Origin of the sequence: Streptomyces hamibioticus (genome assembly GCF_047946815.1) — a bacterium.
Classification (GTDB): domain Bacteria; phylum Actinomycetota; class Actinomycetes; order Streptomycetales; family Streptomycetaceae; genus Streptomyces.
On the sequence record NZ_JBKKQY010000001.1, the window covers coordinates 6,437,821 to 6,458,151 of the forward strand.

22 protein-coding genes and 1 pseudogene are annotated in these 20,331 nt (G+C 72.7%); 15 read left to right on the top strand and 8 right to left on the bottom strand.

Features of this window, described 5'->3' with window-relative positions:
• Positions 1-6 precede the first annotated feature (6 nt).
• Both ACLGIH_RS29230 and ACLGIH_RS29235 read left to right on the top strand, forming a co-directional pair.
• Positions 7-1,524: a glutamate-cysteine ligase family protein gene (locus ACLGIH_RS29230; protein ID WP_416528268.1), complete on the top strand. Its 1,518-nt coding sequence runs from the start codon at positions 7-9 to the stop codon at positions 1,522-1,524.
• Between the two features lie 421 nt (positions 1,525-1,945).
• On the top strand, positions 1,946-2,755 hold the full coding sequence (locus ACLGIH_RS29235; RefSeq protein ID WP_416529511.1) for a CPBP family intramembrane glutamic endopeptidase: 810 nt from the start codon (positions 1,946-1,948) through the stop codon (positions 2,753-2,755).
• Between the two features lie 9 nt (positions 2,756-2,764).
• Here ACLGIH_RS29235 and ACLGIH_RS29240 read toward each other — a convergent pair whose 3' ends face one another.
• Together ACLGIH_RS29240 and ACLGIH_RS29245 are read right to left on the bottom strand one after the other, a co-directional pair.
• Complete coding sequence (locus ACLGIH_RS29240) at positions 2,765-3,574, bottom strand: PhzF family phenazine biosynthesis protein (protein ID WP_416528269.1); 810 nt, start codon at positions 3,572-3,574, stop codon at positions 2,765-2,767.
• A 115-nt stretch (positions 3,575-3,689) separates the two neighbouring features.
• Positions 3,690-3,830, bottom strand: a pseudogene (locus ACLGIH_RS29245) (VOC family protein); the annotation flags it as partial.
• Positions 3,831-4,074: 244 nt separating this feature from the next.
• On the opposite strand from ACLGIH_RS29245, the gene ACLGIH_RS29250 reads away from it, so the two are divergent.
• Both ACLGIH_RS29250 and ACLGIH_RS29255 read left to right on the top strand, forming a co-directional pair.
• The gene (locus ACLGIH_RS29250) at positions 4,075-4,659 is read left to right on the top strand and encodes a DUF3291 domain-containing protein (RefSeq protein WP_416528270.1); all 585 of its coding nucleotides are present in this window, start codon (positions 4,075-4,077) and stop codon (positions 4,657-4,659) included.
• A 197-nt stretch (positions 4,660-4,856) separates the two neighbouring features.
• Positions 4,857-5,504 (top strand): PadR family transcriptional regulator, encoded by a 648-nt coding sequence (locus ACLGIH_RS29255; RefSeq protein ID WP_416528271.1) that lies wholly within the window; start codon positions 4,857-4,859, stop codon positions 5,502-5,504.
• A 129-nt stretch (positions 5,505-5,633) separates the two neighbouring features.
• On the opposite strand, the gene ACLGIH_RS29260 is transcribed toward ACLGIH_RS29255, so the two are convergent.
• A complete protein-coding gene (locus ACLGIH_RS29260; protein ID WP_416529576.1) occupies positions 5,634-5,822 on the bottom strand; it encodes a hypothetical protein in 189 nt (62 codons plus the stop codon).
• 198 nt (positions 5,823-6,020) lie between these two features.
• Between ACLGIH_RS29260 and ACLGIH_RS29265 the strand changes: the two genes are divergently transcribed.
• The 3 genes from ACLGIH_RS29265 (at position 6,021) to ACLGIH_RS29275 (ending at position 8,908) form a co-directional block, all read left to right on the top strand.
• On the top strand, positions 6,021-6,668 hold the full coding sequence (locus ACLGIH_RS29265) for a Clp protease N-terminal domain-containing protein (RefSeq protein WP_416528272.1): 648 nt from the start codon (positions 6,021-6,023) through the stop codon (positions 6,666-6,668).
• An 82-nt stretch (positions 6,669-6,750) separates the two neighbouring features.
• On the top strand, positions 6,751-7,755 hold the full coding sequence (locus tag ACLGIH_RS29270) for an EamA family transporter (protein WP_416528273.1): 1,005 nt from the start codon (positions 6,751-6,753) through the stop codon (positions 7,753-7,755).
• A gap of 196 nt (positions 7,756-7,951) precedes the next feature.
• Positions 7,952-8,908: a DMT family transporter gene (locus ACLGIH_RS29275; protein ID WP_416528274.1), complete on the top strand. Its 957-nt coding sequence runs from the start codon at positions 7,952-7,954 to the stop codon at positions 8,906-8,908.
• Between the two features lie 175 nt (positions 8,909-9,083).
• Here the strand turns inward: ACLGIH_RS29275 and ACLGIH_RS29280 are convergent, their stop codons facing one another.
• Complete coding sequence (locus tag ACLGIH_RS29280) at positions 9,084-9,770, bottom strand: pyridoxamine 5'-phosphate oxidase family protein (protein WP_416528275.1); 687 nt, start codon at positions 9,768-9,770, stop codon at positions 9,084-9,086.
• 35 nt (positions 9,771-9,805) lie between these two features.
• Here ACLGIH_RS29280 and ACLGIH_RS29285 point away from each other — a divergent pair, with 35 nt between their 5' ends.
• Positions 9,806-11,137 carry an aminotransferase class I/II-fold pyridoxal phosphate-dependent enzyme gene (locus tag ACLGIH_RS29285; protein ID WP_416528276.1) on the top strand — a complete coding sequence of 444 codons (1,332 nt, stop codon included), beginning with the start codon at positions 9,806-9,808 and terminating at the stop codon, positions 11,135-11,137.
• Here ACLGIH_RS29285 and ACLGIH_RS29290 read toward each other — a convergent pair.
• The gene (locus tag ACLGIH_RS29290) at positions 11,128-12,114 is read right to left on the bottom strand and encodes a DMT family transporter (RefSeq protein WP_416528277.1); all 987 of its coding nucleotides are present in this window, start codon (positions 12,112-12,114) and stop codon (positions 11,128-11,130) included. The genes ACLGIH_RS29285 and ACLGIH_RS29290 overlap by 10 nt on opposite strands.
• Before the next feature lie 75 nt (positions 12,115-12,189).
• On the opposite strand from ACLGIH_RS29290, the gene ACLGIH_RS29295 reads away from it, so the two are divergent.
• Entirely contained in the window at positions 12,190-13,092 is a 903-nt protein-coding gene (locus tag ACLGIH_RS29295) for a LysR family transcriptional regulator (protein ID WP_416528278.1), read from the top strand.
• Positions 13,093-13,105: 13 nt separating this feature from the next.
• Here the strand turns inward: ACLGIH_RS29295 and ACLGIH_RS29300 are convergent, their stop codons facing one another.
• Positions 13,106-13,573, bottom strand: a complete 468-nt coding sequence (locus ACLGIH_RS29300; RefSeq protein WP_416528279.1) for a pyridoxamine 5'-phosphate oxidase family protein — start codon at positions 13,571-13,573, stop codon at positions 13,106-13,108.
• 149 nt (positions 13,574-13,722) lie between these two features.
• Entirely contained in the window at positions 13,723-14,235 is a 513-nt protein-coding gene (locus tag ACLGIH_RS29305; protein WP_416528280.1) for a Rieske (2Fe-2S) protein, read from the bottom strand.
• Between the two features lie 147 nt (positions 14,236-14,382).
• Between ACLGIH_RS29305 and ACLGIH_RS29310 the strand changes: the two genes are divergently transcribed.
• Together ACLGIH_RS29310 and ACLGIH_RS29315 are read left to right on the top strand one after the other, a co-directional pair.
• Positions 14,383-15,138: a HipA family kinase gene (locus tag ACLGIH_RS29310; protein ID WP_416528281.1), complete on the top strand. Its 756-nt coding sequence runs from the start codon at positions 14,383-14,385 to the stop codon at positions 15,136-15,138.
• The gene (locus ACLGIH_RS29315; protein ID WP_416528282.1) at positions 15,135-15,518 is read left to right on the top strand and encodes a DUF3037 domain-containing protein; all 384 of its coding nucleotides are present in this window, start codon (positions 15,135-15,137) and stop codon (positions 15,516-15,518) included. The genes ACLGIH_RS29310 and ACLGIH_RS29315 overlap by 4 nt, the downstream gene beginning before the upstream one ends.
• A gap of 11 nt (positions 15,519-15,529) precedes the next feature.
• Here ACLGIH_RS29315 and ACLGIH_RS29320 read toward each other — a convergent pair whose 3' ends face one another.
• Positions 15,530-15,901 carry an excalibur calcium-binding protein gene (locus tag ACLGIH_RS29320; protein WP_416528283.1) on the bottom strand — a complete coding sequence of 124 codons (372 nt, stop codon included), beginning with the start codon at positions 15,899-15,901 and terminating at the stop codon, positions 15,530-15,532.
• A 260-nt stretch (positions 15,902-16,161) separates the two neighbouring features.
• Here ACLGIH_RS29320 and fabG point away from each other — a divergent pair, with 260 nt between their 5' ends.
• The 4 genes from fabG to ung all read left to right on the top strand — a co-directional run bounded on the left by fabG (position 16,162) and on the right by ung (position 20,276).
• Positions 16,162-16,923, top strand: coding sequence for a 3-oxoacyl-ACP reductase FabG (fabG, locus tag ACLGIH_RS29325; RefSeq protein WP_416528284.1), 762 nt, complete (start codon positions 16,162-16,164; stop codon positions 16,921-16,923).
• Positions 16,924-16,944: 21 nt separating this feature from the next.
• Positions 16,945-17,712 carry an SDR family oxidoreductase gene (locus ACLGIH_RS29330; RefSeq protein WP_416528285.1) on the top strand — a complete coding sequence of 256 codons (768 nt, stop codon included), beginning with the start codon at positions 16,945-16,947 and terminating at the stop codon, positions 17,710-17,712.
• 188 nt (positions 17,713-17,900) lie between these two features.
• Positions 17,901-19,487, top strand: a complete 1,587-nt coding sequence (locus tag ACLGIH_RS29335; protein ID WP_416528286.1) for an ABC transporter substrate-binding protein — start codon at positions 17,901-17,903, stop codon at positions 19,485-19,487.
• 105 nt (positions 19,488-19,592) lie between these two features.
• Positions 19,593-20,276 (top strand): uracil-DNA glycosylase, encoded by a 684-nt coding sequence (ung, locus tag ACLGIH_RS29340; protein WP_416528287.1) that lies wholly within the window; start codon positions 19,593-19,595, stop codon positions 20,274-20,276.
• Positions 20,277-20,331 lie beyond the last annotated feature (55 nt).

Here is a 20,331-nt window from a genome sequence, read left to right on the forward strand (position 1 = left end):
GCTTCCATGGGCGAGAAGGTCGTGGCAGGTCGGTTCGACCTGTCCGATCGCCAGCGCTACCGCGACAAGCTCCGGCGCTGCCTGACGGGCCTGGAGCGGCTCCTGGCGGAGCAGCGGTTCGACCGTCCCAAGAACCTGATGGGGCTGGAGATCGAGCTGAATCTCATCGGGGCCGACGGCATGCCCAAAATGTTGAATGCGCAAGTCCTCGAGCGCATCGCCAGCCGCGACTTCCAAACAGAACTCGCCATGTTCAATCTGGAAGTCAACATCGCCCCGCACCGGCTCGGCGGCCGGGTATTCGACCGGCTCGCCGAGGAAATACGGACCTCCCTGGCATATGCCGACCGTAAGGCCGGCGAGCTGGCGGCGAGCGTGGTGATGATCGGCATCCTGCCCACCCTGGACCGGGACGACCTGGTCTCCTCCAACCTCTCCGACGTCGACCGCTACGCCCTGCTGAACGAGCAGATCGTGGCCGCCCGCGGCGAGGACTTCCACCTCGACATCGACGGCGTCGAGCGCCTCACCTGCACCTCGAAGTCCATCGCCCCGGAGGCCGCCTGCACCTCCGTGCAACTGCACCTCCAGGTCACCCCGGACCGTTTCGCGGACGTGTGGAACGCGGCGCAGGCGGTCACCGCCGCGCAGATCGCCGTCGGGGCCAATTCGCCCTTCCTGTTCGGCCGCGAGCTGTGGCGCGAGTCCCGGCCCCCGCTGTTCCAGCAGTCCACCGACACCCGCCCGCCCGAGCTCCAGGCGCAGGGCGTGCGTCCGCGCACCTGGTTCGGGGAACGGTGGGTGTCCTCGGCGTACGACCTGTTCGAGGAGAACCTGCGCTACTACCCCGCCCTGCTGCCGATCTGCGACGACGAGGAGCCGCTGGAGGTCCTGGACGCCGGCGGGGTGCCGTCGCTCGCCGAGCTGGTGCTCCACAACGGCACCGTCTACCGCTGGAACCGCCCGGTCTACGACATCGCCGACGGTGTCCCGCACCTGCGGGTGGAGAACCGCGTGCTGCCCGCCGGGCCCACGGTCACGGACGTCCTCGCCAACGCGGCCTTCTACTACGGCCTCGTTCGCGCCCTCGCCGAGGACTCCCGGCCGGTGTGGACCCGGCTGCAGTTCGAGGCCGCCGCCGCCAACTTCGACGCCGCCTGCAAGTACGGCATCGACGCGCGGTTCGAGTGGCCCCGGCGCGGCCGGCACGGCGGCACGGCCCAGGTCGACGCCGCCGCCCTGGTGCGCGACGAACTGCTGCCGCTGGCCGAGGCCGGGCTGGACGCCTGGGGCGTGGAGCCCGCCGACCGGGACTTCTACCTCGGCGTGATCGAGGAGCGGTGCCGCCTCCGGGTCAACGGCGCGTCCTGGCAGGCGGCCACCTTCCACCGGGGGCTGGAGGCCGGCCTGACCAGGGAGGCGGCGCTGGCCGCCACGATGCGGCGCTACCGCGAGCTGACCTATCAGGGCGACCCCGTGCACCTGTGGCCGGTGGGTCTTCCGCAGCCGGTGCCTACGGGCTGAGGCGCGGTGATGCGTTGAGGCGCGGTGCTCCGTGGAGCCGCGGTGACGCGTAGCGGCTGAGGCGCGGTGACGAGTAGAGGCGTGTTCGTGGGCTGAGGCGCGCCGGCTGCCGGGGCCGGTCCTGTGCCGGGCGGTCCGGGCCGGTTCTGTGTCGGGCGGGGCGCTGTCAACGGGATTCCGGCCGCACGGGATTCCGGCCGCAGAGGACTCCGGCTCCGCGTCGGGTGGGGCCGGGGCATTTCCTTCCGGGACGGCCGGCCCTGTGCCGGGCAGCGTGCCCGTGGTGTGCCCGCGCCGCAGCCGCGCCGGGCGGGGTCCGGGCACACCGCGCCGCAGCCTCGCCGGGCCGGGGCCCGCCCGCGCCCGCCTCATACTGATCGGGCAAGCTGTGATGTCCCGAGTGGCGGCAGTGGAGGCAGGTGTGCAGGCGGAGGCGGGCCCGGTGGGCGATTCGATCCCTGAACAGCCGCGGGAGCGGCTCTCACGACGGGCCCTGCGCGACGAGACGCTGCTCGTCCTGGCCCTCTCGCTCGGCGCGAGCGGTGTGTCCGCCCTGATCAGCTTCATCGGCTCGGTCACCCGGCCGGGCGGCCTGAAGGACCAGGCGGCCACCCTCAACGCCTCCGCGGCGCCGGGCCGCCCCTGGCTGGACCTGGCCTGGCAGCTGTTCGGTATCGCCACCGCGCTGGTGCCCGTCGTGCTCGTCGCCCACCTGCTGCTGCGCGAGGGCCGGAGCCTGCGCACGCTCGGCTTCGACCGCACCCGGCCCTGGCCGGACCTGGGGCGCGGCGCCGCGGTCGCGGCCGTCATCGGCAGCACGGGCATCGCCTTCTACCTGGCCGCCCGGGGCCTCGGCTTCAATCTCACCGTGGTGCCCGAGGCGCTGCCCGAGGTCTGGTGGAAGTTCCCCGTGCTGATCCTCTCGGCGGCGCAGAACTCCGTACTGGAGGAGGTCATCGTCGTCGGCTACCTGCTGCGCCGGCTGGACCAGCTGGGCTGGTCGGCCGGCGCTTCGCTGGCGGCCAGTTCGGTGCTGCGCGGGTCGTACCACCTCTATCAGGGCATCGGCGGTTTCATCGGCAACATGGTCATGGGCGTGGTGTTCGTGTTCCTGTACCGGCGCTGGGGCCGGGTGGGCCCCCTGGTCGTGGCGCACACGCTGCTCGACATCGGGGCGTTCGTGGGGTACGCGCTGCTGGCCGGCAAGGTGGGCTGGCTGCCGACGGCGTGAACGACCCGGCTAGGCGAGCAGCTCGCCCTCGATGACGGTGACCGCGCGTCCGCTCAGCAGCGTGCGGTCGCCGCGCAGTGCGGTGCGGACCAGGCCGGAGCGGCGGGAGGCCTGGAGCCCGGTGAGGTCGGTACGGCCCAGCCGCTCCGCCCAGTAGGGGGCGAGCGCCGTGTGGGCGCTGCCGGTGACCGGGTCCTCGTCGATCCCGACGTTCGGGAAGAAGCACCGGGAGACGTAGTCGTAGCCGCCGGACGGGTCCTCGGCGCGGGCGGTGGCGATGACGCCCCGCTCGGAGTAGGCGGCCAGCGCCTTGTGGTCCGGGTTCAGGGTGTGGACCGTCTTCTCGTCGGCGACCTCGACGAGCAGGTCGCCGACGTTCGGGCCGGTGTCCAGGACGGCGCGCGGCGCGGCGCCCAGTGCCTCGGCGACCCCGGCGGGGACGTCGACCGGGGTGAGCGGGGCGGTCGGGAAGTCCAGCGTGATCGAGCCGTCCGTCTCGGGCGTGGCGACGAGGACACCGCTGCGGGTGGCGAAGCGGACCGGGCCCTCGTGGGCGCCGGTGGTGCGCAGCACATGGGCCGTGGCGAGCGTAGCGTGGCCGCACATCGCGACCTCGCAGGCGGGCGTGAACCAGCGCAGCGCCCAGTCGGCCTCGCCACCCTCGGGCAGGCGGTGGGCGAAGGCGGTCTCGGCGTGGTTGACCTCCAGGGCGACCTTCTGGAGCCGGTCGTCGTCCGGGAAGGCGTCGAGGAGGAGGACCCCGGCGGGGTTGCCCGCGAAGGGCCGGTCGGTGAAGGCGTCGACGATTCGGATGCGCATGGGCCGACGCTAGGGCCTCGGCCGAGTCGCAGGCCAAGGCCAATTCGACAGTACTGGACCGGAGGTGGCGGGAAAGCCGGCCCGTCCCGACGAGGAGTACGTGAGGCTCGGTGAAGGCGAACGGGCTGGTGGCCAGGTCGGGGTGCACACGGTTCTTCGTCGGTGTCTTGGGTTCCGGGACGGGAACGACGTCGGTGCCGACGGCCACCGGGTCCGGCCGGACGAGGCCGCCGGAGGGTCCGACGTAGGTGGTCACGAGGCCACTTGAACAGGGAAAAGGCAACTTCGACAGGGCCTGCGGGCGGGGCTATCTTCTCCTGGCATTCGGCGCCGCCCGCAGTCGCACAGGGGCTCCAGCAGCCTGAGTCGCCCGCAAGGGGATGGGTCGATCACGCCCACGGCTCCCCGCCCTCACGGGCAGGCCACCGAATCGAGTCCACGCCCGGACAGCGAAAGCGTCAGGGACTTCCGCACCAGGCCCCTCGGCCAGGGAGAGACGCATGCCCCATCTTGCTCTGTACACGTTCGGCGTCCTGAAGTCGCCCCTCACCGATCCCGCACGTCTTACGCGGGAGTTCCACGAGAGCGGTGAGGCCGTCTACCGGGAGATCGGCCGGCACCCCGGATATATCGCTCGTGCCGAAGCGGCAGATCGCAGCCTGGGCGCGCGGACGGATTTCGACTCGGACTGGGGTGAGTGGGGAGAGTTCGCTGTTCCGGCCTGGTACGGGAAAGGCCGCACTGTGGAAACCACCGCCCTGGCCGCGACCCTCTCACTCTGGACCGACCTGCGATCCGCCCTCGACTCCGTCTACACCGGTCTGCACCGCGCGGCGCTCAACCGGCGTTACGAGTGGTTCGAGAGGACGGGACACCCGGGTCACGTGTTCTGGTGGGTCGCCGACGGCACGATACCCACCTGGCAGGACGGGGTTTCCAGGCTGGAACACCTCCACGAACACGGCTCCGCGCCGTACGCCTTCACCTTCCACCACTCGTTCGATCCGGGCGGAACACCGACCGGGCTCCAAGGCATCGGGCCGAGGAGCGACTTGTCCGTGCCCGACTCGCCTACGGGCAACTGACGATGTTCGAGGTGGCGTGCGCACTCTGTGGGGCTGACGCCGGAGACCCTTGCCGGTCGAGCACGGGAAAGGTCCTGGCTCCCGTCAGAGCCATGCCGGGTCAGCCCGCACGGATCACGCGGTGGCTTGTCAGAGGAACTGTTCCGATATATCGTTGAAGCATCGCGACAGATCAACGATGGAATGGAGTGAGTTCGATGCGTACGCACGGATTCGAGCGTGGACACGGCGGCCACGGACGCGGGCACGGGCAGGGCGGTGCTTTCGGCCGGGGCTCGTTCGAGGGCCTGCGCGCCGCCTTCGGGCCCTTCGGGCCGGGTGGTCCCGGCGGTCCCGGTGGACCCTTCGGGCCGGGCTTCGGTCCCGGTCCGTGGGGTGGACGAGGGCGCGGCGGACCGAGAGGGAGGGCGCGGCGCGGCGACGTACGCGCGTCGATCCTGGCCCTGCTCAAAGACCGGCCGATGCACGGCTACGAGATGATCCAGGAGATCGCCGAGCGCAGCGGCGGGGCGTGGAAGCCCAGCCCCGGCTCGGTCTACCCCACCCTCCAGCTACTGGAGGACGAGGGCCTGATCGCCAGCGAGAGTGAGGGCGGCAAGAAGTTGTTCTCGCTCACGGAGGCGGGCCGCGCCGCGGCCGGCGAAGGCCCCGAGGCGCCCTGGGAGGAGGCCTCGCGAGGGGTCGACTGGGAGGCCCTGAACGACGTCCGGCAGGCCGGTTTCGGCCTGATGGAGGCCTTCGGTCAGGTCTGGAAGACCGGCAGCAAGGAGCAGCGGGAGAAGGCGCTCGCCGTCATCAACGAAACCCGCAAGAAGCTGTACCTGATCCTCGCCGACGAGGACTGAGGGCCGGACGGCCGGACGGCCGGACAACGGGCGCCCCGCGGACCACTCCGCGGGGCGCCTTCGCGTCTCCGGCACGCCCTCGCGGTCCCGGCGCCGTGCGTGGCGCCGGTGCGCCGTCCGGGGCGGGCGTCACTCGACCCGTCGTATCACCGCCGCGTCGAACAGGTCCCAGGCACGCGGGAACGCGCTCTCGTCGTGGCAGTGCCACGCCTCCCAGAACAAGTCGGCGAGCAGCGCGCCCTCCGGGGCGTCCACCCGGTACACGTACTGCCTGCCGTCCACCGCCGGCAGGCCCACCAGCCAGCACCTGTTCCTCATGCCCTGGTTCGACCCACGGCACCGCACTCGGGTTGCCCGAAGGGGCGTGAAGCAAGGCGGCGCGCGCCGGTCCGGAGAATGGGCCTGATCTCATCCGCAAGGAGGAGATTGCGGCACCCGGTGTCCACTCCGTGTGGGACGCGAAGATGCTCCCCTCCGGGGATGACCAGGACCGACGGGACTGATGGGGTGGGGGTCGTGCAACCCCGAATCCCCCGGCAGTCGGCCGGCGAGCAACACGGCCGCCGCCCGGAAGGCACCGACAACGCTGTCGGCGGCGGGCGCGATGGCGGCAGCGGCGGCGACGCCCCGCTGAGTGCCGAGCTGGCCGCGGTGGTCTCCGGTGCGCGCCGCAGGGCGGTGCGCGACGGGGACCGGCAGGTCGACACGGCCCATCTGCTGCACTCACTCCTGGAGTGCGACCCGCAGGCGCGAGCCGTCCTGGGCGACGGCCCGCAGCTCGCCCGGCTGCTCGGCTACCTCGTGCAGCGCAGCATCGGCTACGGGTTGCGCTGGCAGAGCACCGTCGAGGATTCCGGCGCCGTCCCCTCGGTGGCCGAGGCCGCCGGCTTCTCGCCACTGGCCGCGGCCTGCCTGGAGTACGCCCGGACGCGTGCCGCCCGGCGCGGCGGCGTACAGGCCGGCGGTGCCGACCTGCTCGCGGCCCTCCTCATGGATCCGGGAGCGCGGGCCGTCGAGGTGCTCGGCCGGGCAGGTGCCGACCCCGCGGCGGTGCTCGCCCGCGTGGAGAACGCCGAGAACGCCGAGAACGCCGAGAAGGCGGGGAACGCCGATCACGCCGATCGCGACGAGAGCGCGGCGAATCGCGTCGAGCCCATGCCATGAGCCGGCCATGGCGCACCCCGGGCGTCCAGCCGGTGAGACAGGTGTCAATGGGGGTGACGCTCATGTCGTCGCCTGTCATCATGTGCCGGTGCATACGTCTGACAGCGTTCAGGGCAGCCGTGTCAGGGGTGTCGGGCTCGGTCTCGCGCTCGCGTCCGCGGTCGCCTTCGGCGGATCCGGTGTAGCGGCCAAGCCGCTGATCGAGGCGGGACTCGACCCGCTCCACGTGGTGTGGCTGCGGGTGGCCGGCGCGGCCCTGGTCATGCTGCCGCTCGCCGTGCGCCACCGCGGGCTGCTGCGCCGGCGCCCGGGCCTGCTCGCCGGGTTCGGACTGCTCGCCGTAGCCGGTGTGCAGGCCTGCTACTTCGCCGCGATCTCCCGCATCCCGGTCGGGGTCGCGCTGCTCGTCGAGTACCTGGCACCCGCCCTCGTCCTCGGCTGGGTGCGATTCGTGCAGCGGCGGCCGGTGACCCGGGCCGCGGCGGTCGGCGTGGTCCTCGCCGTCGGCGGCCTGGCCTGTGTGGTGGAGGTCTGGTCGGGCCTCGGCTTCGACGCCCTGGGCCTGCTGCTCGCCCTCGGTGCCGCCTGCTGCCAGGTCGGCTACTTCGTCCTGTCCGACCAGGGCAGCGAGGCCGGCGACGACGCTCCCGACCCCCTCGGCGTCATCGCGTACGGACTGCTCGTGGGCACGGCCGTGCTCACCGTCGTCGCCCGGCCCTGGGGCATGGACTGGTCCGTGCTCGCGCACACCGCGTCGATGAACGGCACGCCGGTGGCCGCCGCCCTGCTGCTCGGCTGGATCGTCCTCGTCGCCACGGTCCTGGCCTACATCGCCGGCGTCGTCGCCGTGCGCCGCCTCTCGCCGCAGGTCGCCGGTGTCGTGGCCTGCCTGGAAGCGGTCGTCGCCACCGTGCTGGCCTGGGTGCTGCTCGGTGAGCACCTGTCGGCACCGCAGATCGTCGGCGGTGTGGTGGTCCTGGTGGGCGCGTTCATCGCCCAGTCGTCGACGCCCGCGAAGGGCTCCGCGGAGCCGGTGGCCGGCGGCGGACCGGAAAGGGAGTTGTCCTCCCGGGGAACGGCGGCCTAGGGTGCGGATCATGCATTCGGACGCACTCGTTCTTCCGCCTCCGGCCCGCTAGGGCGGGCCCTCCGGAAACGCCCGGCGCACTCCCGCCGGGCCGAACGGTGCTGCCCGCGGACGCAGTCCAGGGACCCCGCGCACCCGCACGGGTCCGGGTCCTTCCGTCCTTCCGCGCCACGCGCGCGTCTGCGGAGAGAAACTCGTGTCGAATGCCGTCTCCGGCCTGCCCGTCGGGCGAGGCCTCCTCTATCTGATCGTCGCCGGTGCCGCCTGGGGCACCGCGGGTGCCGCCGCCTCACTGGTCTACCGGGCCAGCGACACGGGACCGGTCGCCCTGTCCTTCTGGCGCTGCGCCGCCGGGCTCGTCCTGCTCCTCGCCGTCCGCCCGCTGTCCCGCCGGCCGCGCGGCCGGGGCGCCGTCTCCGCGCCGCTCGGGGCCAGGGTGCGGCGGGCCGTCGTGACCGGCCTCGGGCTCGCCGTGTTCCAGACCGCCTACTTCGCCGCGGTGCAGGCGACCGGGCTCGCCGTGGCCACCGTCGTCACCCTCGGGGCCGGTCCGGTGCTGATCGCGCTCGGCGCGCGCTCGGCGCTGGGGGAGCGCCTCGGCCGGGGCGGCTCCGCCGCCGTCGCCGGCGCGCTCACCGGGCTCGCCGTGCTGGTCCTCGGCGGCGGCAGCGCGACCGTACGGCCTTGGGGGGTGCTCCTCGCGCTGCTGTCCGCCGCCGGATATTCGGCGATGACCCTGCTCACCCGCTGGTGGGGACGCGACGGCTCGGCGGACGCCGCCGACACCTCCGTCGGGGCGTTCGCCGTGACCAGCCTGTGCCTGCTCCCGTTGGCGATGGCCGAGGGGCTGGTGCCGCACACCGCCGACCCCGTCCGGCTGCTGTGGCTGCTGGCGTATGTCGCGGCCGTCCCGACCGCCCTCGCCTACGGCCTCTACTTCGCGGGTGCCGCCGTCGTACGGTCCGCCACCGTGTCCGTGATCATGCTGCTGGAGCCGGTCTCCGCGGCCGTCCTCGCGGTGGTGCTGCTCGGTGAACACCTCACGGCCGCGACCGTGGCCGGCACTCTGCTGATGCTCGGCTCGGTCGGCGGGCTGGCCGTCGCGGAGGCGCGGGGCGCGCGGGCGCCGCGGGAGCGGACGGCCCTCGCCTGAGCGGCTGATCGGCGGGCCCTCGCCTGATCTGCTGGGGCTCTCGCCCGATCCGAAGGCGGGCTCCTGCCCGATCCGATGATCCGAAGGCGGGCTCTTGCGACCGAAGAGCCCACGCCCGACGTGAAGGGAGCCTCTACCGCGGGAGGGGCTCCCTTCGCTCACGGCCGGACCGGTGTCACAGCGCCGCCAGGTAGTCGGGCAGCTCGGTGCCCGGGGACAGGTCCGCGTCGGGCACCGGGGCGGTGTAGCCCTTGCGCAGCGGGAGGAGGCCGGCCCAGTGGGGCAGGGCGAGGTCCTCCGGCTCGTCGTTCACTCCGCCCGTCCGGAGCTTGGCGGAGACCTCGTTCAGGTCGAGGCGGAGCACGGCGGTGGCGGCCAGTTCCTTCTTGTTGGCCGGCCGGGAGTCGTGGACGCGGCCCGGCACCACATGGTCGACCAGGGCGTCCAGGGCCGTGCGCTTCTCCTCGGGGTCGGTCACGTCGTACGCGGTGCCGTGCACCACCACCGACCGGTAGTTGATCGAGTGGTGGAAGGCCGAGCGCGCCAGCACCAGCGCGTCGACGTGCGTGACCGTCAGGCACACCGGCAGACCGGGGTCGGCCTGACCCGCCATCCGCAGCGGGCGCGAACCCGTCGAGCCGTGTACGTACAGCCGCTCGCCGACCCGGCCGTACAGCGTCGGCAGCACCACCGGGGCGCCGTCGCGGACGAAGCCGAGATGGCAGACGTAGCCCTCGTCGAGTATCGAGTGCACCAGCTCCCTGTCGTACGACGCACGGTCCGGGGAGCGGGTGGGGACGGTGCGGTCGGTCGGGGCGTAGGCGGTGGCGGGCTGCGATTGCGTCTGATCGGTCCCCTGCATGGCGCTCTCCATTGCACTAGTGCATAATTGTCTTTGTGCTAGGAGAGTATCGGATCAAAGGGCGGCGTGCAGCGGAGATTGCGGCGAGCGTCGAGCGCGCCGTGGGCGCCGGCGAGCTGGAGCCGGGCCAACTGCTGCCGCCGATGAGGGAGTTGGCCGAGCGGCTCGGGGTGAACCCCAACACGGTCGCCGCCGCGTACCGCACCCTGCGGGAGCGCGGGGTCATCGAGACCGCCGGGCGCCGGGGCAGCCGGGTGCGGTCCACGCCGGCCACCACCGGGCGCGAGTTCATCCGGGTGGACGTGCCCGAGGGTGCGCGGGACGTGTCCGACGGCAACCCGGACCCGGCGCTGCTGCCCGCGCTCGGCCCGGTCTTCGCCGCCGCCGCCGAACAGGGCGACCGGGAGCCGGTGCTGTACGGAGCCGCGCCGGTGGACCCGGAGCTGGAACGCCTGGCGCGGGCCGGGATGGACGCCGACGGGGTGCCGGACGGGCCCGTCGCCGTCACCTCGGGGTCGCTGGACGCCATGGAGCGGGTGCTCGCGGCGCACCTCAAGCCGGGCGACGCCGTCGCCGTCGAGGACCCCGGCTGGGGGAGCCTGCTCGACCTGGTCCCGGCGCTGGGCCTGCGCGCGGTGCCGGTCGGCGTCGACGACGAGGGGCCGCTGCCCGACGACGTGCGCCGCGCGCTGGCGGCGGGCGCCCGCGCCCTGATCGTCACCGACCGGGCGCAGAACCCGACGGGCGCCGCGCTGACCGCCACGCGCGCGCGTGCCCTGCGGTCCGTGCTGCGGGGACACCCCGAGACCCTGCTGATCGAGGACGACCACGGCCACGGCATCGTCGACCTGCCCCTGCACCCCCTCGCCGGGACGACGCACCACTGGGCGCTCAGCCGCTCGGCGGCCAAGGCCCACGGTCCGGATCTGCGGCTCGCCGTGCTCACCGGGGACCCGGTCACCCTCGACCGGGTGCGCGGCCGTCAGCGCCTCGGCCCCGGCTGGGTCAGCCTTGTCACCCAGCGGGCGGTGGCCCGGCTGTGGGCCGACGGCGCGGTGGACGCGGCACGGGTGGCGGCGGCGTACGGGCGGCGCCGGGACGGGCTGCTCGGCGCCCTCGCGGAGCGCGGGATCACGGCCCACGGCCGCAGCGGCATGAACGTCTGGCTCCCCGTGCCGGACGAAACCGGCGCCGTCGCCCGGCTGCTGCACGCGGGCTGGGCCGTGGCGCCCGGCGCCCGCTTCCGGATCAACGCGCGCCCCGGCATCCGCATCACCGTCTCGACGCTGACCGAGGACGACATGGAACCCCTGGCCGACGCGGTCGCCTCCGCGCTGGGGCCGGGGCCGGTGCGCAGCTACGTCTGATCGCGGCCGCCGCCCACTGCGACTGCCCGCCGGGCCGGTGCCGCGTCGACCGGTCCGGCGGAACCGGTCGACGCCCTGGGCCGCACCTGCGTCAGCGCCGCCCCCGCCAGCACGACCAGCGCGCCCACCGGCGTCGACCAGGTCAGCGACTCGCCGAGGATCGCCACGCCCGCGGCCGTGGCGATCACCGGGACGAAGTACGTGACCATCTGGGCCGTCGTCGGACCGACCTCGGCGACCAGGCGGTACTGCACGAGGAAGGCCAGCCCGGTGCCGAGCGTGCCCAGCGCCGCGATCGCCAGCAGCGGCACGACGGCCGGCTCCGTCGGGAACGTGGTGAACAGCGGGGTGACCACCGCCAGTTGCAGCGTGGCCAGCAGCAGCTGCGCGCCCGTCATCGACACGTGGGAGTTGCCCGTCCCGGCCAGCGTGCGGCGGACGTAGATCCAGCCGACCGGATAGCTGAGGGAGGCCAGCAGGGCCAGCCCGGTGCCCGTGGCGTCCAGGCCGGTGAAGCCCTGCCAGGCGCCCAGCACCGTCAGCACGCCGAGGAAGCCGATGCCGAGGCCGGCCACCCGCAGCCGTGTCGGCCGGTCCTCGGAGAGGGCGAGCAGCGACAGGGCCATGCCCCACAGCGGCGAGGTGGCGTTGCAGATGCCGGCGAGCGTCGACGGGATGGTCAGCTCCGCGTAGGCGAACAGCGAGAACGGCAGCGCGTTGAGCAGGAAACCGGCGACCGCCAGATGCGCCCAGGTCCGGGCCCCGCGCGGCAGTCGCTGCCGCCGCACCGCCATCACCACCGCCAGCACCGCCGTACCGAACGCCAGTCGGCCGAGCGTCACCTGGAGCGGGGCGTAGCCTTCGGTGCCCACCTTGATCAGCAGGAAGCTGAAGCCCCAGACCAGGGAGAGGGCGGCGAAGCGCAGCCGCCAGTCGAGGGCGCGGCGGGAGGCGCGGGGGAAGGGGACGCTGCTCATGGGCCCCACGATGGAACAACCCGACCTCGTAGCACAATCGAGATTTCGCGCCCGGTACCTCGTAGTATTGCTTACATGTTGAACCTGGACCGGCTGCGCACCCTGGACGCCCTCGCCCGCCATGGCTCGGTCAGCGGTGCCGCGGAGGGCCTGCACATCACCACGTCGGCCGTCTCGCAGCAGATGTCCAAGCTGGAGCGGGAGGTCGGCCAGCAGCTGCTGGCCAAGAACGGCCGGGGGGTGCGGCTCACGGACGCGGGCCGGCTGCTCGCCGAGCACGCCGCACGCATCCTGTCCCAGGTGGAGCTGGCCCAGTCGGACCTGGAGGCGCACCGCGGGCAGGTGGTGGGCGAGCTGCGGCTGTCGGCGTTCCCGACCGCCGCGCGCGGGCTGTTCCCCACCGTCCTCGCCGACCTGCGCGCCGCCCACCCGGCGCTGCGGGTCCGCTCCTGCGAACTGGAGCCCGAGCGGGGCATCTCCGGCGTCGTGCGCGGCGACCTCGACCTCGCGGTGGTCCTCGACTGGTACAACAAGCCGCTGCCGCTGCCCGACGGCCTGGTCAAGGCGTCCATCCTGGACGACCCCGCCGACGTGGCGATGCCGGCCGGCCACCGGCTCGCCGGGCGCGCGGAGGTGGACCTCGCCGAGTTCGCCGAGGACGAGTGGATCACCTGGGGCGAGGGCGAGTTCTGCCACGAGTGGCTGCTCTACACCCTGCGCTCCCGGGGCATCGAGCCGATCATCGGCCACCGCGCCGCGGAGACCCACACCCAGCTCGGACTGGTCGCCGCGGGGCTCGGTGTGTGCATCGTCCCGCTGCTCGGCCGGCACCCGATGCCCGCCGGTGTCGTCACCGTCCCGCTCGAGCAGCGCGTGCGCCGGCATGTGTACGTCGTCTGGCGGGCGGACGCCGACCGCCGCCCGTCGATCCGGGCGGCGGTGCGGGCCCTGCGGTCGGCGGCGGAGCGGCTCGGCTGACGCTGCGCCCGCCCTACGGCTTCCCGAGCTTGCGGAAGTCCCAGGAGACCACCTTCTGCGGCGTCAGCCGCAGCCAGGCGTGCCGGCCGTCGTGCGGCATCTCCGCGAGCCCGAAGTACTTGCGGGCGAACAGCGTCTCGGGCAGGCCCAGTTCGGCGCACAGCTCGCCGGTGCGCGGCACCTCGCCCACGCGCTCGACCCGGCCGGACAGCTCGACGCCGCGCAGCTCGTCGTACTCCTCGCCCGTGTCGACCACGACCGCCACCCGCGGGTCTCGGCCGAGATCGGCCCAGCGCCTGCTGCGCACCACGGAGTACAGCCACACCGAGGTGCCGTCCCAGGCGAACCACAGCGTGCTCACGTGCGGTGCGCCGTCGGCCGAGACCGTGCCGACCCGGCAGGTGCGCTCGGCGGTGAGGAACGCGTCCAGTTCCCCGGGCGTCATCATGATCTTCCGGCCCCGGCGCTGAGTGACGGTCATCCGGCCCTCTCCTCTTCTCCCATGCCGTGCCAGAGGAGAGCCCGGGCGGCTCCCCTGGAGAGCCGCCCCCCTGCTGACAAGGCGTCAGCAAAGAATGGGTCCTCTTCCGTCCGTACGCAACGGCGCTGCCGGCCCGCCCGCGGCGGAGGTCACGCCAACGTGATCGAGTCCCCGTTGACGCTGATCTGCACGGCGGGCAGCGGTTTGGGCGCCGGGCCGCTCTGCACACTGCCGTCCGTGATCGAGAAGTTGCTGTTGTGGCAGGGGCAGTTGATGACCCCGTCGGTGATGCTCTTCACCGCACACCCCTGGTGCGTGCAGGTCGCCGAGAACGCCTTGAACTCACCGGCGGTCGGCTGCGTGACCACCACCTTCCGGTCGGGGAAAACCTTGCCGCCGCCCTCGGGAATGTCGGCCGTCGTCGCGAGCACGGCTCCCGCCCCGGCGTTCCCGCCGCCGTCCGAACCGCTGCCGTCACCGGCCGAACCCCTGCCGTCACCGGCCGGACCACTGCCGTCACCGGCCGGGACGGCCCCGTTCGAGGCGTCGTCGTCCGAGCCTCCGCAGGCGGTCAGCGCGACGGCGAGGCCCGCCGCTCCGGCCGCCGCCACGACGGTACGACGGGCCGGTCCCGATGCGGGCTGAAGCGATGCGCTGGTCATGCTGAGGTTCCCTTCCAGGGTCGGATACGTGATCTGCCGAGAGGTACGGGCCGAAGGCACCCGCCGTTCAGCCCCTGGGGAGATGATGCCCCCGGCGCGGGCCGGGCGGGCGTGAACCACCGCTGCCGACGCCGGTAACCTGGCGCGATGCTCAAGGAAGTCACCGCGACCCGCTACATCACGCCCCTGCGTGAGGGCGGTTCGCTGCCCGGACTCGTCGAGGCCGACGACCTCGGGACGTACGTCCTGAAGTTCACCGGCGCCGGGCAGGGCCGCAAGACCCTCGTCGCCGAGGTCGTCTGCGGCGAACTCGCCCGGCGGCTCGGCTTCCGGATGCCGCGCCTGGTGACCGTCGGCCTCGACCCGGTGCTGGGGCTCGGCGAACCCGACCCCCAGGTGCAGGAGCTGCTCAAGGCCAGTGCCGGGGCCAACCTGGGCATGGAGTTCCTCTCCGGGGCGCTCGGCTTCGACCCGCTGGCCTTCGCGGTGAGCCCTGAGGAGGCCGGTCGGATCGTCTGGTTCGACGCGCTGGTGAACAACGTCGACCGGTCCTGGCGCAACCCCAACCTGCTGCGGTGGCGTGGTGAGATCTGGCTCATCGACCACGGGGCGACCATGATCTGGCACCACAACTGGCCCGGCGCCGAGGCCTCCGCCGCCCGCCCCTACGACGCCTCCGACCACGCGTTGCTGCCCTTCGCCCCGGATGTGCGCGCCGCGGCCGAGACCCTCGCGCCCCTGGTCACCGAGGAACTCCTCGCCGAGGTCACCGCCGAGATCCCGGACGTCTGGCTGGCCGGCGAGCCGGGTTTCGCGACCCCCGACGACCTGCGGCACGCCTACGCCCGTCCGCTGCTGGCCCGCGCGGCCGGCGTCCACGACCGCATCCAGGGGCTGAAGTGACCGACCGGCACGTCTTCGAGTACGCGCTGCTGCGCGTCGTCCCCCGCGTCGAGCGCGGCGAGTGCGTCAACGCCGGCGTGCTCGTCTACTGCCGCGCCGCGTCCTTCGTCGCCGCACGCACCCATCTCGACGAGGCCCGGCTGCTGGCCCTCGACCCGCACGCGGACGTGCCCGGCGTGCGGGCCGCCCTGCGCGCCGTCGAGGGGGTGTGCACCGGCGGCGAGGCCGCGGGCCAGGCGGCCCAGGACGACCCCGGCCGCCGCTTCCGCTGGCTGATCGCCCCCCGCTCGACGATCGTGCAGCCCGGCCCGGTCCACACCGGCCTCACCGCGGACCCGGTGGCCGAGCCGGAACGGCTGCTGGACCTGCTGGTCCGCTAGGCGGACGGAGGTCAGGACCGTCGGCGGCGCCGCAGCACGTACCCGCCGGCGAACGCGGCGCCCGTGACGAACGCCAGGCCGATCCCGACGTCCCAGCCACTCGGCCCGCCGTCCACCGCCCCGCCGACCCCACCGCGCACACCGCGCGTGGGGGCGGTCGCCGGGGGCGCAGCGGGGATGGCGGGAGCCGTGGTCGGGGACACCGGAGGGGGCGGGGGACTCGGGGGCAGGCTCGCCGCGGGGTCGGGACGACGGGTGGCGGAGATCGTGGGATCGGTGCCGCCCCGGGGCGGCGACTCGTCCTGGGCGTGCGCGGCACCGGCCACCGGCACCGCGGCCGCGAGGGCGATCAGCAGACCCGCGGCAGTTTTACGAGGGCGCATGGACGCCTCCTTTCCGGCCCCGAGTGGCTCGCGCCTCGACGCTATGGGCCGGTCGGCGCAGCAGCGCGTCACCCTGGGCCGAACGGGGGATGCACAGGGAGGTACCGCGGCGGCGGACCAGGTAATGGATCACACCCACCCGGTGTCCCGTTGACACCGGGTGCCAGGGCTTCTAGCGTCACGTCTGCCGAAGGTACTAAGCGGTCGCTCACCGCAGGGCGGGCCGCGCCAGCCGCATCCCCAGGACGAGGAGAAGCAGCATGTCCACCACTGAGCAGCGGGTCGCCGTCGTCACCGGTGCCGCACGCGGCATCGGTGCCGCCACCGCCGTACGCCTGGCCGCCGAGGGCCGTGCCGTCGCCGTCCTCGACCTCGACGAGGCCGCCTGCAAGGACACCGTCGAGAAGATCACCGCGGCCGGCGGCAAGGCGATCGCGGTCGGCTGCGACGTCTCCGACGAGGCACAGGTCGAGGCGGCCGTCGCGCGGATCGTCGAGGAACTGGGCGCCCCGACGATCCTGGTCAACAACGCCGGCGTGCTCCGCGACAACCTGCTGTTCAAGATGAGTGTCTCCGACTGGGACACCGTCATGAACGTGCACCTGCGCGGTGCCTTCCTGATGTCGAAGGCCTGCCAGAAGCACATGGTGGACGCCGGCTTCGGGCGCATCGTCAACCTGTCCTCCTCCTCCGCGCTCGGCAACCGCGGCCAGGTCAACTACTCCGCCGCCAAGGCCGGCCTCCAGGGCTTCACCAAGACCCTCGCCAAGGAGCTGGGCAAGTTCGGCATCACCGCCAACGCCGTCGCCCCCGGCTTCATCGCCACCGAGATGACCAAGGCCACCGCCGACCGCGTCGGCATGGGCTTCGAGGACTTCAAGGCCGCCGCCGCCACCCAGATCCCGGTCCAGCGCGTCGGCGAGCCGGACGACATCGCCAACGCGATCGCCTTCTTCACCGGCGAGGCGGCCGGCTTCGTCTCCGGCCAGGTGCTGTACGTGGCCGGCGGACCGCTCGACTAGCAGGACGGGGCACCAGACACCATGACTTCTCAGGAACTGCCCGAGCTCTCGGGCAAGGTCGCCCTCGTCACTGGCGGCAGCCGCGGCATCGGCTACGGCGTCGCCGAGGCGATGATCGCGCGCGGCGACCGGGTCTGCATCACCGGCCGCAACGAGGACTCCCTGAAGGAGGCCGTCGAGCGGCTCGGCGCCGACCGGGTGATCGGCGTCGCGGGCAAGGCGCACGACGAGGCCCACCAGGCCGTCGCCGTCGAGCGCACGATGGAGGCCTTCGGCCGCGTCGACTACCTGGTCAACAACGCCGGCACCAACCCGGTGTTCGGCCCCATCGCCGACCTCGACCTGAACGTCGCGCGCAAGGTCTTCGAGACCAACGTGATCTCGGCCCTCGGCTTCGCCCAGCGCACCTGGCACGCGTGGCAGAAGGACAACGGCGGCGCGATCGTCAACATCGCCTCCGTCGCGGGCCTGTCGCCCTCGCCCTTCATCGCCGCGTACGGCGTCAGCAAGGCCGCCATGATCAACCTGACCGCACAGCTGGCGCACGAGTTCGCGCCCAAGGTGCGGGTCAACGCGATCGCCCCGGCCGTGGTGAAGACCAAGTTCGCGCAGGCCCTGTACGAGGGCCGGGAGGCGGAGGCCGCGGCGGCCTACCCGCTGGGCCGGCTCGGGGTGCCCTCCGACATCGGCGGCGCCGCCGCGTTCCTGACCTCCTCGCAGTCCGACTGGGTCACCGGTCAGACGCTGGTGGTCGACGGCGGCATCTTCCTCAACGCGGGCGTGGCCTGATCTGCGCATTCGCGAGCACGGGCGCCGTCGATCCGGACGGCGCCCGTGTCCGTGTGCCGAGACCGCGGGCGCTGACAACGTAGTCATCGCCCAGTTGATCAAAGCGGCTGCTCAGGAGGGGGTTCAGGGGGGCTGGTGCTGCGGTATCGTCTGCCGACCCTTGGTACGGCAGATCGAGGAGCGTGCGCGTGTTCAACCGGAACCGATGCCTGCGGCGGATGGCGGCGATCGCGTCCATATCGTCTCTGGTCACCGGATGCGGCATTCTGTCCTCCGACTCCTCGGACGAGGGGGCGCCCATCCTCGTGGGGACGACCAGCGCTCCCAGCACCCTGGACCCTGCCGCCTCCTGGGACAGCTCCTGGGAGCTGCTCCGCAACATCTACCAGACGTTGCTGAGCTATCGGAGCGGGGCGAGCGCCCCGGAGCCGGACGCCGCCGAGAAGTGCGCATTCACCGACGCCTCCTACCAGGTCTACCGCTGCGAACTGCGCGAGGGCCTGACCTTCTCCGACGGTGACGCGCTGGACGCCAAGGCCGTCAAGTACTCGATCGACCGCATCAGGAAGATCAACCTCAACGGAGGCCCGGCCGGCCTGCTGGGCAGCCTCGACCGGGTCCGGGCGCCGAGCGACCGAGAGGTCGTCTTCCACCTCAACAAGCCCGACGCCACCTTCCCCTTCGTGCTCGCCACGCCCGCGATGTCGATCGTCGACCCCGACAGCTACCCGGCGGACAAGGTGCGCAAGGACGGCTCCGTCGTCGCCTCCGGGCCGTACCGGCTGCAGTCCTACGAGGACGGCAAGAAGGCCGAACTCATCCGCAACGACCGCTACGAGGGCCTCGCCGAGCACCGGAACAAGGCGGTGACCGTCCGCTACTTCCAGGACTCCGGCGCCATGGTGAAGGCGCTGCGCGGCGGCGAGATCCAGGTGACCTACCGCGGCCTGGCCGCCGACGACATCATCGACCTCCAGAGCGTGTCCACCAAGGACGGCAACCTCAAGCTGATCGAGGGCTCCGCCGCCGACATCAGCTACCTGGTCTTCAACCCGGAGGACCCCTGGGCGAGCAGGAAGCCGGTGCGCCGGGCCGTCGCCCAGCTCATCGACCGCGCCGCGATCGCGCACAAGGTCTACCAGGACACCGTCGACCCGCTGTACTCGATGGTCCCCAAGGGCCTGGTCGGACACACCGCGGGCTTCTTCGACGAGTACGGCGACCCCAGCGCCGACAAGGCCCGCAAGATCCTCGCGGACGCCGGCATCACCGAACCGGTGCCGCTCACCCTCTGGTACACCACCGACCGCTACGGCTCCGAGACCGGCCGGGAGTTCAAGGAGATCAAGCGCCAGCTGGAGTCCTCGGGCCTGTTCACCATCACCCTCAAGGGCCGCCCGTGGAAGACGTTCGCCGAGGGCTACCAGAAGGGCGAGTACCCGGTGTTCGGCCGTGGCTGGTCCCCGGACTTCCCGGACGCCGAGAACTTCATCGCGCCGTTCGTCGGCAAGCAGAACGCGCTCGGTACGCCGTACGAGGCGCCGAAGATCACCGATGAACTCCTGCCCAGGTCCCGCCGGGAGGCCGACCGCGGCGGCGTGAAGAAGGAGTTCGAGGCGGCACAGGAGATCCTGGTGGAGGACGCACGGCTGCTGCCGCTGTGGCAGGGCAAGCAGTACCTCGCCGTCAGCGAGGACATCTCGGGCGCGGAGCGGGCGCTGGACCCGTCCACGATCATGATGATGTGGTCGCTGGGGCGGAAGACGAGCTGGTAGCCCTCCGCCGCCGTCCCAGCCCGGCAGTCCGGCAGCCCGGTTGTCAGTGGTCACCGGTAGGTTCTGTGGCACTGGGAAGTGACCGCACACCGTAAGGAAGTTGACGTGACCGACATCGCCATGCTGCCCGAGTCCTGGCGTGATGTGCTGGGTGGCGAACTGCAGGAGCCCTACTTCAAGGAGCTGGTGGAGTTCGTCGAGGAGGAGCGGGCGAAGGGCCCCGTCTACCCGCCGCGCGAGGAGGTCTTCGCCGCGCTGGAGGCCACGCCGTACGACCGGGTGAAGGTCCTGGTCCTCGGCCAGGACCCGTACCACGGCGAGGGTCAGGGCCACGGCCTGTGCTTCTCGGTCCGCCCGGGCGTGAAGATCCCCCCGTCCCTGCGGAACATCTACAAGGAGATGCACGAGGAGCTGGGCACGCCGATCCCGGACAACGGCTATCTGATGCCGTGGGCGCGCCAGGGCGTCCTGCTGCTCAACGCCGTGCTGACCGTCCGGGCCGGCGAGGCCAACTCGCACAAGGGCCGCGGCTGGGAGCTGTTCACCGACGCGGTGATCCGCGCGGTGGCGAACCGGCCCGACCCGGCGGTGTTCGTGCTGTGGGGCAACTACGCGCAGAAGAAGCTCCCGCTCATCGACGAGACGCGGCACGTGGTGGTCAAGGGCGCGCACCCCTCCCCGCTGTCGGCGAAGAAGTTCTTCGGCTCCCGTCCGTTCACGCAGATCAACGAGGCCGTCGCCCGGCAGGGCCATGAGCCGATCGACTGGACCATCCCGGACCTCGGCTGACCGGCACGGGCACCGGACCACCCCGGCCCGGTGCCGCACGGAGCCGCCTCACGGG